General features: G+C 32.0%; 11 protein-coding genes. 3 read left to right on the top strand and 8 right to left on the bottom strand.

Annotation, left to right across the window (positions count from 1 at the left end):
• The first annotated feature begins 23 nt into the window (after positions 1-23).
• From LG45_RS06290 to LG45_RS06300, 3 genes are all read left to right on the top strand, one after another.
• On the top strand, positions 24-2,030 hold the full coding sequence (locus LG45_RS06290; protein WP_035125543.1) for a TonB-dependent receptor plug domain-containing protein: 2,007 nt from the start codon (positions 24-26) through the stop codon (positions 2,028-2,030).
• 28 nt (positions 2,031-2,058) lie between these two features.
• A complete protein-coding gene (locus tag LG45_RS06295) occupies positions 2,059-2,400 on the top strand; it encodes a heavy-metal-associated domain-containing protein (protein ID WP_035125544.1) in 342 nt (113 codons plus the stop codon).
• A gap of 67 nt (positions 2,401-2,467) precedes the next feature.
• On the top strand, positions 2,468-3,136 hold the full coding sequence (locus LG45_RS06300; RefSeq protein ID WP_035125545.1) for a DedA family protein: 669 nt from the start codon (positions 2,468-2,470) through the stop codon (positions 3,134-3,136).
• 72 nt (positions 3,137-3,208) lie between these two features.
• On the opposite strand, the gene LG45_RS06305 is transcribed toward LG45_RS06300, so the two are convergent.
• The 8 genes from LG45_RS06305 to miaB all read right to left on the bottom strand — a co-directional run bounded on the left by LG45_RS06305 (position 3,209) and on the right by miaB (position 12,546).
• On the bottom strand, positions 3,209-5,572 hold the full coding sequence (locus LG45_RS06305) for a hypothetical protein (protein ID WP_035125546.1): 2,364 nt from the start codon (positions 5,570-5,572) through the stop codon (positions 3,209-3,211).
• A gap of 84 nt (positions 5,573-5,656) precedes the next feature.
• Positions 5,657-7,288: a chaperonin GroEL gene (groL, locus tag LG45_RS06310; RefSeq protein ID WP_035125547.1), complete on the bottom strand. Its 1,632-nt coding sequence runs from the start codon at positions 7,286-7,288 to the stop codon at positions 5,657-5,659.
• Between the two features lie 54 nt (positions 7,289-7,342).
• Positions 7,343-7,618, bottom strand: coding sequence for a co-chaperone GroES (locus tag LG45_RS06315; RefSeq protein ID WP_035125548.1), 276 nt, complete (start codon positions 7,616-7,618; stop codon positions 7,343-7,345).
• Positions 7,619-7,899: 281 nt separating this feature from the next.
• The gene (secG, locus tag LG45_RS06320) at positions 7,900-8,295 is read right to left on the bottom strand and encodes a preprotein translocase subunit SecG (RefSeq protein ID WP_035125549.1); all 396 of its coding nucleotides are present in this window, start codon (positions 8,293-8,295) and stop codon (positions 7,900-7,902) included.
• A 4-nt stretch (positions 8,296-8,299) separates the two neighbouring features.
• Complete coding sequence (locus LG45_RS06325; RefSeq protein ID WP_035125550.1) at positions 8,300-9,115, bottom strand: tetratricopeptide repeat protein; 816 nt, start codon at positions 9,113-9,115, stop codon at positions 8,300-8,302.
• Positions 9,116-9,170: 55 nt separating this feature from the next.
• Positions 9,171-9,677, bottom strand: coding sequence for an LptE family protein (locus LG45_RS06330; RefSeq protein WP_035125551.1), 507 nt, complete (start codon positions 9,675-9,677; stop codon positions 9,171-9,173).
• 74 nt (positions 9,678-9,751) lie between these two features.
• Positions 9,752-11,017 carry a sigma-54 interaction domain-containing protein gene (locus LG45_RS06335; RefSeq protein WP_035125552.1) on the bottom strand — a complete coding sequence of 422 codons (1,266 nt, stop codon included), beginning with the start codon at positions 11,015-11,017 and terminating at the stop codon, positions 9,752-9,754.
• Between the two features lie 83 nt (positions 11,018-11,100).
• Positions 11,101-12,546 (bottom strand): tRNA (N6-isopentenyl adenosine(37)-C2)-methylthiotransferase MiaB, encoded by a 1,446-nt coding sequence (gene miaB / locus LG45_RS06340; RefSeq protein WP_035125553.1) that lies wholly within the window; start codon positions 12,544-12,546, stop codon positions 11,101-11,103.
• Positions 12,547-12,701: the final 155 nt, after the last annotated feature.

Here is a 12,701-nt window from a genome sequence, read left to right on the forward strand (position 1 = left end):
AAGAATATTAAAACACTTATTTAATGAAAAAAGCACTAGTTTTCTCAATGCTTTTGACGTTTACAAGTATATTTTCTCAAGAGAAATTAGAAGATGTAAAAGTCACTGGAAAGCAAAAAGGAATAAAAAAATCACTCACAAAAACAGCTAATACAACTCTAGTATCTAGCAAAGAATTACTCAAAGCTGCTTGCTGCAACTTGGCCGAAAGTTTTGAAACCAATCCATCAATAGATGTCAATTTCTCAGATGCTTTGACTGGAACCAAACAGATAAAAATGTTAGGTTTAACAAGCCCGTATTTAATGATTACTGAGGAAAATATTCCGTCGGTTCGTGGCGCATCTCAAGCCTATGGATTATCATTTACACCAGGAACTTGGGTAGAAAGCATCCAAATTACAAAAGGAGCCGGAAGCGTTGTAAATGGATTTGAAAGCATTTCGGGACAAATAAACACCGAATTAATAAAGCCAGCATCAGATATTCCGTTCTTTTTAAACGCTTATGGTTCAACCGATAGCCGATTTGAATTGAACACCCATTTTAATAAAAAAGTATCCGACAAATGGGCAACAAGTTTGTTCGTGCACGGAAATGCTCGCGTGGCTAAAAATGACATGAATGATGATGGTTTTCTAGATAATCCATTAGGAAAACAATTAAATATCGCTAACAGATGGCAATATTCTAATCCAGAAACAGGTTGGGTTACGTTCTTGAATGCTAGATATATGCTAGATGAAAAACAAACTGGAGAATTAGATTTTAATCCAGATAGAGACAAACTCACAACTAATTATTGGGGTTCTGAAATTGTAACCGATCGATTTGATTTTAGTTCAAAAGTGGGATATGTTTTTAAAGACATGCCCTATCAAAGTATCGGATTTCAGAATGCATTTAGCAACCACAAACAAGAATCTTATTTTGGTTTGAATCAATACAATATCAAGCAGCAAAGTTATTATTCGAACCTAATTTTTAATTCGATTATTAGCAATACAATGCACAAATTTTCTACAGGTTTAAATTTTACTTACGACAAATATGCCGAATTTGTAAACTTGGTTGATGTAAGTAGAATTGATAATTCTGTTGGAGCATTTTTCGAATATACTTATGATGATACCGATAAATTTAGTTACATTTTAGGAGGAAGAGTTGATTATCACAATAGGTTAGGAGCATTTTTCACACCAAGATTGCATGTTCGATACAATCCATGGGAAAAATCGGTGTTTCGTTTTTCTGCTGGAAGAGGAAAAAGAGCCGCTAATATTTATGCAGAAAATCAACAGCTTTTTGCTAGTTCAAGAGTGTTTTCTGTATTAGATTCTAATGGGAAAATCTACGGATTAGATCCAGAAATTGCTTGGAATTACGGAATCAGTTTCACTCAAAATTTCATCCTCTTCGGAAAAAGTGCCGATGTAACGTTAGATTTTTACAGAACTGATTTTCAAAATCAAGCTGTCGTAGATGTGATGCAAAGTCCTCAAGAAGTTTTGTTTTATAATTTACGAGGTGATTCGTATGCCAATAGTTTGCAAATCGATTTTAATTATGAAATCGTGAAGCATTTTAATTTAAGAACGGCTTACAAATATTATGACATTTCTACCGATTATTTGTCGGGAAGTTTTCAAAGACCTTTGCAAGCAAAACATCGTCTTTTTGGTAATTTGGAATATGAAACACATATTAAAGAGAAAGGGCAACAATGGAAGTTTGACTTTACATTAAATTGGTTAGGGAAACAACAATTACCTTACACAGCTTCAAATGCTCCAGAAAATCGATTGCCAGATTATTCTCCTTCATTTTCGGTTATGAATGCGCAAATTACAAGAACATTTTCAAGCACATTCGAAATGTACATTGGAGGCGAAAACATTGGAAATTATCGTCAAGACAAAGCGATTTTAGGAGCAAATGATCCTTTCGGTACGTCTTTTGATACCTCAATAGTATATGCTCCAGTTTTTGGTCAAATGTATTATGCAGGATTGCGATTTAAAATAAAATAGATATTAAAAGTTAATAAAAAATTAGATAATGAAAAATATAATTTTCGGAATGATGTTACTGTTTGTAACACTTTCAACTCAAGCTCAAGAGAAAAAAAATAAAAATGCCAAACTTGATATAGAAGTAAATGGCAATTGCGAAATGTGTAAAAAGCGAATTGAAAAAGCGGCATTTTCTGTAAAAGGAGTGAAAAGTGCTGATTATCATATTGATGATAAAACGCTGCATTTGATTATCAATGAGGAAAAATGTTCTTCATTGGATGTCAAAAATGCTATTGCAAAAGCTGGTCATGATTCTGATATAGTGAAAGCTACAGATGAAGATTATAACAAATTGCATGGCTGTTGTCAGTATGAAAGAAAATAACAAAAAATTAATAGTATAAAAGCATAATTATATTTACTTTCACGCTCTCAAACAAACAAACTTTTTTATGGATCAATTTGATTGGAAACAACTTCTAAACCCAGAATTTTACATATTATTAGAGCTTGGCGGAATTAAAATTGGACTGTACGTAGTTTTGTTTATAGTTTTTGCTGAAACTGGATTATTAGCCGGATTTTTTCTTCCTGGTGATAGCTTACTTTTTCTTTGCGGAATTTACAGCGAAGCATTAATGAAGGAATTTTCTACGGGAAGTGATTTTTTAAACGTTACGTTTTTAGCAGCTTCAATTTCTGTTATGGGAATTTTAGGAAACATGTTAGGCTATTGGTTTGGTTCAAAAAGCGGAACTTATTTGTACAAAAGAGAAGATAGTTTTTTCTTTAAAAAGAAATATTTGTTTCAATCTAAAGATTTCTTTGAAAAGTATGGTGGTAAAGCAGTTGTTTTTGCGCGTTTCTTACCAATATTTAGAACTTTTGCGCCAGTAATTGCAGGAATTGTAGCTATGGACAAAAAGAAATTTATGTTTTATAATATTTTAGGCTCCATTCTTTGGTCGTACGTAATGATATTTGCCGGACATTATTTGCATAAATTATTCCTTTCACAATTCAATATTGATTTAACACACTATATAGAGTTTATCGTTATTGGAATCGTATTGGTTACAACTATCCCAGTCTTAATGAAATTGCTTAAAAAGAAAGCATAATTATTGAATCAAAATAAAAAATCCGCTTTATCATTATAGATTAAGCGGATTTTTTGTGATATAATTTCTTGCTTACGGAATTGAAATGGTTTTAATCTCTGAAAGTAATTTACCATCACTAGAAATGCCTTCAATTACTATTTTAATTGTTTTTTGATACAAATTAGGTATTGAAAATTTAAAATTTCCATTTACATCTGTGTTTATATTTGGAATCCAGTGAATTGTCCCGAATTTTTTGAAACTATCATCATGATAATTACTGTAGTTAGGGTTTGTAAAACTTTTATAAGGTTGAAATCCATCTTTAACTGTAAACATTTTCGCCTTTAATTTTGCTTTTCCTGCTTTTGATGTAATTGGTTTAGAGAATATTTTAATTACTCCATTTGAAGCATCAATTCCGCCTCCAAAACCTGATTTATTAATGTAAATTTCATCTATTTCATCAAGTCGCATATCTTTTAAGAAATTGTTTGACTCTATAGGAAATCCATCATAAAAAACTGTTGGGCTATTATTTTCACTAAAACTGTTTCTTGAGTTTTTAGAAATATAAACTTCTGCTCCAACTTCTGAAACGTTATAACCGTGTGCTCTAATAAATGATAAAACATCTCTAAAGGTGCCAACCAACTCGTCATTTATTTTAAATCCTCGGCTGTAAGAATTATTTATATTAGGTTTATCTGAAAATTTCTCTGGTTTTTTTTTGTTTTCTATACTTACTTCTTCCAGAATATAGGCGTTTTTAATTTTCGGAAAAATAAAATCGTTAACTTCTATTAAATTATCAAAACAGTTTGAGCTTTTTATATTGATTTTTTTGTAAAATTTCCTATTATTATTTGTAATTGTGCTAAACATATTAAGTAATTTTTCTTCTCCTTTGCTATTTAATAATGTGAAATATATAGACGTAGAATCTATTGCTACAATATTTTCGAAGATGAATTCGTTTTTATTATTGACTTTTACTTGTTCATTAATGCCATAAAGAAGTGAGTTCATTGTTATAAAATTTTCACTTTTTTCATTGTATATGAAATCGTTTATAGTGCCTTTTATTGTGAGGCCATTATCAAATTCAAATTTTTTTATTGGATCTTCATTTGTTAAGGTCTTTTCTAAATCATATTTATTAGTTTGTGTAATTAGTACATTATCAAGCTCAAAATGTTTTGATTTAGAAAAATTATTAATGTAATAATTTATATTTTTAATAGAGTTGTTTATTTGATTGTCGAAAATTAAAGAATTATAGATAGACTTTTCTATATTGTGATTTTCATGATCAGGAAGTATAGAGATGCTTAAACTTCCAGATAAAATAGGAGATTTTGCTGTAACTATTATTGAATCATTTTTAATGTAATGAGATACTATTTCAAGTTTATCTAAATTTTTTGGCGGATTATAGATAATTCTTTCACCAATTTTTTTACCATTTGAATTTGTAATAGTTACAGTGTTTAATCCTTCTAAAAATTGATCGTTTCCTAAAGAAATATTTTTTTGATATTCATCTTCTTTAAATGAAAATGTGCTTAATGAAACATTTTCATTTTGGTTTATCACTATTGAATATGATTCATTTTTTGTATTTGGGTTTGTATTTAAGCTAATTAGCGTTTTATCTTTCATAGCAAAATTATTTACAGAAAGAACAACACCTTGAGATTGATGATTAGGAAGTATTTTTTCAATATTAAGTTCTTTGGTTTTTATAATGGCTTTATATGTTTCGTTTTTTTCTGGATTTAATGATATTTTCCCATAGCCATTAGCGTCAGTTGAGAAAAATGTTATTGATTTTTCTTTAGAATTAATTATCTCAATATCTTTTAGTGAAATTCCGTTTCCATTACAATCAGAAATTTTAACGCCAATTATATTGATTATTCCTTCAAGAAATACTCCGCTCTCAGGATAAAATGACATTTCAATATTTTCTAAGTTTATCTTTTTATTTTCTATTATTTTTTTCTCTATTGGATTGATAATGTTTATTTCGAATAAGGATGACTCATCTTCACTAAAATTATTCATGAAATTTGTGTAAGTATGAATATAATATTTGCCAGTTTTTATTGAAGGATTAAGTTTTATTAGTCCTTCAAAGGTACTGTTCTCTGAAAAGTGAAGTTTTGTTTCAATTATAGTTCCATTATTGTCTAGTAAACTTACATATATATTTGACGATGTTGAAAAAGGTAATTTAGACTTTTTTTCAATAATGTATCCTTTAAACCAAATGCTTTCTGTTGTTAAGTAGTTGTTTTTATTTAAGTGTAAATGGATATTCTCTCTTTCCAATTTATAATATTCAGATAATTTAGAAGTAACTACTTCTTGAGTTATTGATTTAGATTGAGAGTAAATAGAGCTAGTAATTAAAATATTGGCTAGTATAAAAGTGTGTTTTAGAATATTCATTTTATTATTTTTTTTCTGAAGCCAATGTATAAAAAAAACCGTCAAATTTCTTGACGGTTTTAAAATTTATTTGTAGAATATTTACTACATCATTCCTGGCATTCCTCCGCCCATTGGCATTCCTCCACCGGCGTTTTCTTCTTTGATATCAATTAAGGCACATTCCGTAGTTAAAATCATTCCTGCAACTGAAGCTGCATTTTCTAAAGCTACACGAGTTACTTTTTTAGGGTCAATAATTCCAGCTTTTAGCATATCAACGTATTCGTCAGTTTTTGCATTATAACCAAAGTTTTCTTTTCCTTCAGAAACTTTTGCTACAACTACAGAACCTTCTAAACCTGCATTTTCAACAATAGTTCTCAATGGAGATTCTACAGCGCGGAAAACAATTTGAATTCCTGTTGCTTCATCAGCATTGTCTGCTTTTATTGATGCTAAAGATGCTTTTGCTCTCAATAAAGCAACACCTCCACCAGCAACAATTCCTTCTTCAACAGCTGCACGAGTTGCATGTAAAGCATCGTCAACTCTGTCTTTTTTCTCTTTCATTTCTACTTCAGAAGCTGCTCCAACATAAAGAACTGCAACTCCACCAGCTAATTTAGCCAAACGTTCTTGTAGTTTTTCTTTATCATAATCAGAAGTCGTAGTTTCCATTTGACCTTTGATTTGATTTACTCTATTTTTTATTAAATCGGCATTTCCAGCACCATTTACAATTGTAGTATTGTCTTTGTCGATAGAAATTTTTTCTGCTGTTCCAAGCATTTCCAAAGTTGCGTTTTCTAGTGTATAACCACTTTCCTCTGCAATTACAGTTCCGCCAGTTAAGATAGCAATATCTTCTAACATAGCTTTTCTTCTGTCGCCAAATCCAGGAGCTTTCACAGCAGCAATCTTTAATGCACCACGCAATTTATTTACAACAAGAGTAGATAATGCTTCACCGTCAACATCTTCTGCAATGATTAATAATGGTTTTCCAGATTGAGCAACTGGTTCAAGAACAGGAAGTAATTCTTTTAATGAAGATACTTTTTTGTCGTATAAAAGAATGTAAGGATTTTCTAATTCTACATTCATTTTTTCTGGATTGGTAACAAAATAAGGCGATAAATAACCTCTGTCAAATTGCATTCCTTCTACAACATCAACATAAGTTTCTGTTCCTTTTGCTTCTTCAACAGTGATTACACCTTCTTTTCCAACTTTTCCAAAAGCTTTAGCAATTAAATCACCAATAACTTCATCGTTATTAGCCGAAATAGAGGCTACTTGTTTTATTTTTTCAGATGAAGAACCAACTTCTTGCGCTTGTTTACCAAGATCGGCAACGATGGCTTCAACTGCTTTGTCAATTCCACGTTTTAAATCCATTGGATTAGCTCCTGCGGCAACGTTTTTCAATCCTTCTTTTACAATTGCTTGTGCTAGAACAGTTGCAGTTGTAGTTCCGTCTCCAGCTAAATCATTAGTTTTTGACGCTACTTCTTTAACCATTTGCGCACCCATATTTTCTAATGGATCTTTTAATTCTATTTCTTTTGCAACAGAAACACCATCTTTAGTTACTGTTGGTCCGCCAAATGATTTTGAAATAATTACATTTCTACCTTTTGGTCCAAGGGTTACTTTTACTGCATTTGCTAAAGCGTCAACACCACGTTTTAAACCGTCACGTGCTTCAATATCGAATTTTATATCTTTTGCCATTTTAATTTTTAATTTTTTTTGTCTTACTATTTACTACTCAAATCTTAATTCTAATTAGATAATTGCAAGAATATCGTCTTCTCTCATTATTAAATAATCTTTCCCATCAAGCTTTAAATCGGTTCCTGCATATTTGCCATAAAGAACGGTGTCGCCAACTTTTACTGTCATTGGTTCGTCTTTTTTACCATTTCCTACAGCAAGTACAGTTCCTTTTTGTGGTTTTTCTTTAGCTGTATCGGGAATTATAATTCCAGAAGCAGTTTGTGTTTCGGCTGCTGCTGGTTCCACAATTACGCGGTCTGAAAGCGGTTTAATGTTTAATGCCATAATGTGTATATTTTTATGATTTATTAAAATTTTAATGTTGCTTTTTATTAGTCAGAAATTGTGCCAATTGACCAATACTGACATATTTTCAGCGAAGGTAAGAAAAGTTTACAAAAGGGTAAGACGATTGTCTACTAGCCCTGACTGAAATGATATCCTTTTTCTTTTTAGAAAAAGATATAATGAAAGGCAGGAACAAGGATTGCAAAAATGCCCAAGCCATTCGCTTCTAATAATTCAAAAAAAAAGTCCCGATTAAATCGAGACTTTCTGTATAGAAATTATTTTTTTTCTGTTGTTGGCGGTGGCGGTGGAGCAGTTTCTGTTGTAGTAGTTGCTGCTGGTTGAGCCGTTGTAGTTGTTGCTGCGTCAGCTTTTGGTGTTGTTGGCGCTGGTGCTGATGTTGCTGGTGCATCTTCAATTACTTTAGAACCTGTATCGCTTAATGTTCCTGTGAAACTTAGGCTTGAAAGTAGTACTAAAACAATTAGTGAAGTTGCTAAAACCCATGTGCTTTTGTCTAAAAAGTCGGTAGTTTTTTGAACTCCACCAAGCATTTGTGAACCTCCAATTGATGAAGATAAACCTCCACCTTTAGGATTTTGAACCATTATTACTACGATTAATAAGAAACAAACGATTGTTATTAATACTAGAAAGATTGAAAATGTACTCATTGTTTTAACTATTATTATTTTGTTGTAATTTTTTTATATCTAAAATTCGGTCTGCAAAGAAACTACTTTTTTCTGGATATTTCAAAATTAATATTTCATATGCTTGAATTGCTTTTGTATATTTCTTTTGCTCCAAGTAAACTCGTGCTAAAGTTTCGGTCATGAGGTACGATTTATCCTCGATAACTGGCTGAATTGTATAAGCTGAGTTTTCTTTTTTTATAGGTGGAATTTTAGGATTATTCTCTATAAACTTATCGATAATTTCAAGTTTTTTTCTCTTGGCAAGTTCTTCTTCTGATGCAGTTTCTTTTCTTTCAATAGGACTTAATCTAGAAAGTTGAAGCCATTCTTGGAAGGAATGTTTTTCGTTTTTAGTGAATTCTAATGGTTTTCCTAGGTCTAATTTCTTTTCGAAAATTAAATCGTGCGGATTGGCTTGCGAAATAGAAGAAAGAATGGATTGCTCTACCGAATTAATATCTTGTATCGGTTTTTGGACTTCTACAATTTCGCTTCCGATGACATCGATGTTAAGTAATTCGGCAATTTTTTGGTCGTATAAACCATTTTGAACGGTTACAAAAGTATCGGATGTTATAAAGTCGAATAAAATGCTTCTATCTGTGGTGAATGCTGCAGCAACTTTTAAAGCATAATTATATTTGAAACTATCCTGATTATACAAATGCTTCAATCGCAAAACACGCGCACTTTGAAAATACGGAAATTCTTCCATAATTTTTTCCAATTCGGTGCTGTGACGCTCGTTTATAGCATCGGGTTTATTGATTAAATAAGTGTAGTCGGTTAAGTTCAAGATTTATTCATTTACATTATACAATTTTTACAATATACATTATTCAAAATTGTAATTACCATTTTGCCAATGATTCATTAAAAACATCTTGTGTAATTCTTTCAAAAATTACATCTAAAGCTGTTGTTAATTGTGAACCAACAAGTTGTGTGTTTCCATTGTAATCATAGAAAAAAGAAAAAGGTTTTTCAAAATCATCTTCTTCTTTATTTTTATTTGTAAATCGAACCATAACTTTTACGGTTAGCCTATTTTGCGCAGCGCGTTGATCGGCAGTTGCGGTCATTGGCGTAATTCGATACTCTGTAATTTCGCCTTCATACATTAAATCGCCTCCAGAATTTACCAAATTCAAATTGGTTTGATTCTGAATTATATCTTGTAATTCTAGCGTGAAAGTCCGTTCTATTCCTGGCTCGATTAATTCTGCCGTATTTTGAAAATAATTTACTTGAAACGTTTTGGCATCAATTTTTCCAGTTCCAGTAAAATTATACGGACCACAACCGCTAAAAGTTGTTGCAGTAACTACAATTAAAATATATTTTATGACTTTATTCATTTTGAGAAATTCCAATTAATTTTCAAATATAGAAATTTTGTGTTTTATGATTTGAGTTTTGGCTTTTATTTATGTTATAAATCGTACTGCTTGATTTTTCTATATAAGGTACGTTCCGAAATTCCGAGTTCATCTGCAGCGGCTTTTCGTTTGCCTTTGTTGCGTTCTAATGATTTTTTGATGAGTTCGATTTCTTTGGCTTCCAATTTTAAAGTTTCTTCTTCTTCAATTGTTTCTGCAAAAAGATAGTTGTCGTTATCATCATCTTCATCGTCAAATTCTTCTTGTTCGACTTCATTTGTTACCGGAATGACTTCGGTAGTTCTTGGTTTTTCTTCAAAAAACGTTTCCTCGTTAGATTTACCATATACTTTCTGAATCAAATTCGGATTTATATCTTGTGCTTTTGCTCCGTTTTTCATCAATTCTAAAGTCAATTTCTTTAAATCATTCAAATCACTTTTCATGTCAAACAGCACTTTGTACAAAATATCTCTTTCAGTAGAAAAATCATTCTCCGATTTTTTTCCTCCAATTACACTCGGCAACTGACTTCCTTCTTGAGGTAAATAGGACATCAAAGTTTGTAAAGAAATCTCTCTTTTGGTTTCTAAGACTGATATCTGTTCGGCTGAATTTCGCAACTGACGGATATTTCCGCTCCAGCGATAACTTACAAGGTATTTTACAGCATCGTCATCCAATTTAATTGCTGGCATTTTGTATTTGTGAGCAAAATCAGAAGCAAATTTTCTAAACAGTAAATGAATATCGTCTTTTCGATCACGCAACGGCGGAAGTCCGATTTCTACTGTGCTTAAACGATAGTATAAATCTTCACGGAATTTTCCTTTTTCGATGGCATCAAACATGTTGACGTTGGTTGCAGCCACAATTCGAACATTTGTTTTTTGAACTTGTGATGAACCCACTTTTATGAATTCGCCATTTTCTAAAACACGAAGTAAACGAACTTGGGTTGTCAATGGCAATTCGCCAACTTCATCAAGAAAAATGGTTCCGCCATCGGCAACTTCAAAATAGCCTTCACGCGTTCCTGTTGCGCCAGTAAACGAACCTTTCTCATGTCCGAATAATTCGCTATCGATTGTTCCTTCTGGAATGGCACCACAGTTTACAGCGATGTATTTTCCGTGTTTTCTGTGTGAAAGCGAATGTATAATTTTTGGAATACTTTCTTTCCCAACGCCACTTTCTCCAACTACCAACACCGAAATATCAGTAGGAGCAACCTGAATGGCTTTTTCTACGGCACGATTGAGCTTAGGATCGTTTCCTATAATTTCAAATCGTTGTTTTATTGATTGTATTGTTTCCATATTTTTTAATTGATAGTGTACAATTAACAATGGATAATTAATTTCTGAATTTTGAAATTATCAATTATCAATTATTAATTGATTTAATTCATTTCGCTTAAACCAACTGCAATTCCTTTCAAAGTTCCACTTGTGCAACTTTCAATTTTTACATTAACAAAATCACCTATTTTATAATCTTCTTTTGGAAAGACAACCGTAATACTTTGTGAATTTCTTCCAGAGAATTCTTCTTTTGATTTTTTTGATAATTTCTCGATTAAAACTTCAACCGTTTTACCAATAAATTCTTCACTTCTTTGCCAAGCGTGTTTTTGTTGTAAATCTACAATTTCTTGTAAACGTCTGGCTTTTGTTTCTTCTGGAACGTCGTCTTCCATTTTACGTCCGGCTAAAGTTCCTGGACGTTCAGAATACGAATACATATATCCAAAACTATATTTTACATATTCCATTAATGATAAAGTATCTTGATGATCTTCTTCTGTTTCTGTCGGAAAACCAGCAATCATATCTTGACTGATCGAACTTTCTGGAATTATAGTTTTAATTTTATCTATGAGCGTCATGTATTCTTCACGAGTGTGCAAACGATTCATTTCCTTCAAAATTCTGTTACTTCCAGATTGAACCGGCAAGTGAATGTGCTTACAAATATTTGGATATTTCGCAATAACATGCAACACACTTTCGTGCATATCTTGAGGATTCGACGTAGAAAATCGGATGCGCATCTTAGGAAAACCAACAGCAACCATTTCCAATAAATTATCAAAATCTACTGAAGTCGCCTTTTGCATTTCACTAGCATTCACAAAATCTTTCTTCAGTCCGCCACCATACCAAAGGTAACTGTCAACATTTTGTCCGAGAAGCGTAATTTCTTTAAAACCTTTGTCCCATAAATCCTGAATTTCACTCATAATACTTTGTGGCTCACGACTACGTTCACGACCACGAGTAAAAGGCACAACACAAAACGTACACATATTATCACAACCGCGCGTTATAGAAACTAATGCTGTAATTCCGTTGCTCATTAATCGCACTGGTGAAATATCTCCGTAGGTTTCTTCTTTGCTTAAAATTACGTTTATAGCATCACGACCTTCTTCAACTTCGGCAAGTAAATTGGGTAAATCCTTGTAAGCATCAGGTCCAACGACCATATCTACAATTTTCTCTTCGTCTAGAAATTTCTCTTTCAAGCGTTCTGCCATACAACCTAAAACCCCAACTTTCATTGACGGATTGGTTCTTTTTACCGCGTTGTATTTCTCCAAACGTTTTCTAATAGTTTGCTCAGCTTTATCGCGAATAGAACAGGTATTTACCAAAACCAAATCGGCTTCTTCTAAAACTTGAGTAGTATTGTAGCCGTTATTAGACAAGATGGAAGCCACAATTTCGCTATCCGAAAAATTCATAGCGCAACCATAACTTTCTATATAAAGTTTCTTCGTATTTTCTACTTTAGTATCAAGAACTAGACTTTGTCCTTGCAATTGTTCATCAATTTCCTTTTCCATTTATGCTGAATTAATTTCAGTATCTAAATTATTATTGTCATTCCGAAACTTCGGAATCTGGACTACAAAGATAATACTAAATTATAAAATCTGACAAGATGGCAGGCTATGTTTAACATTCTTTTATTAAGGAGCGAATGGCGCGGGATTTATCA

It is taken from the genome of Flavobacterium aquatile LMG 4008 = ATCC 11947, from assembly GCF_000757385.1.
In the GTDB taxonomy this organism is placed as follows: domain Bacteria; phylum Bacteroidota; class Bacteroidia; order Flavobacteriales; family Flavobacteriaceae; genus Flavobacterium; species Flavobacterium aquatile.

Excerpts from the sequence above, each read along its gene's own strand:
- secG (WP_035125549.1), bottom strand. The coding sequence starts at position 8,295 with ATGAGTACATTTTCAATCTTTCTAGTATTAATAACAATCGTTTGTTTC.
- LG45_RS06315 (WP_035125548.1), bottom strand. The coding sequence starts at position 7,618 with ATGGCATTAAACATTAAACCGCTTTCAGACCGCGTAATTGTGGAACCA.
- LG45_RS06290 (WP_035125543.1), top strand. The coding sequence starts at position 24 with ATGAAAAAAGCACTAGTTTTCTCAATGCTTTTGACGTTTACAAGTATA.
- groL (WP_035125547.1), bottom strand. The coding sequence starts at position 7,288 with ATGGCAAAAGATATAAAATTCGATATTGAAGCACGTGACGGTTTAAAA.
- LG45_RS06300 (WP_035125545.1), top strand. The coding sequence starts at position 2,468 with ATGGATCAATTTGATTGGAAACAACTTCTAAACCCAGAATTTTACATA.
- LG45_RS06305 (WP_035125546.1), bottom strand. The coding sequence starts at position 5,572 with ATGAATATTCTAAAACACACTTTTATACTAGCCAATATTTTAATTACT.
- LG45_RS06335 (WP_035125552.1), bottom strand. The coding sequence starts at position 11,017 with ATGGAAACAATACAATCAATAAAACAACGATTTGAAATTATAGGAAAC.
- LG45_RS06330 (WP_035125551.1), bottom strand. The coding sequence starts at position 9,677 with ATGAATAAAGTCATAAAATATATTTTAATTGTAGTTACTGCAACAACT.
- miaB (WP_035125553.1), bottom strand. The coding sequence starts at position 12,546 with ATGGAAAAGGAAATTGATGAACAATTGCAAGGACAAAGTCTAGTTCTT.
- LG45_RS06295 (WP_035125544.1), top strand. The coding sequence starts at position 2,059 with ATGAAAAATATAATTTTCGGAATGATGTTACTGTTTGTAACACTTTCA.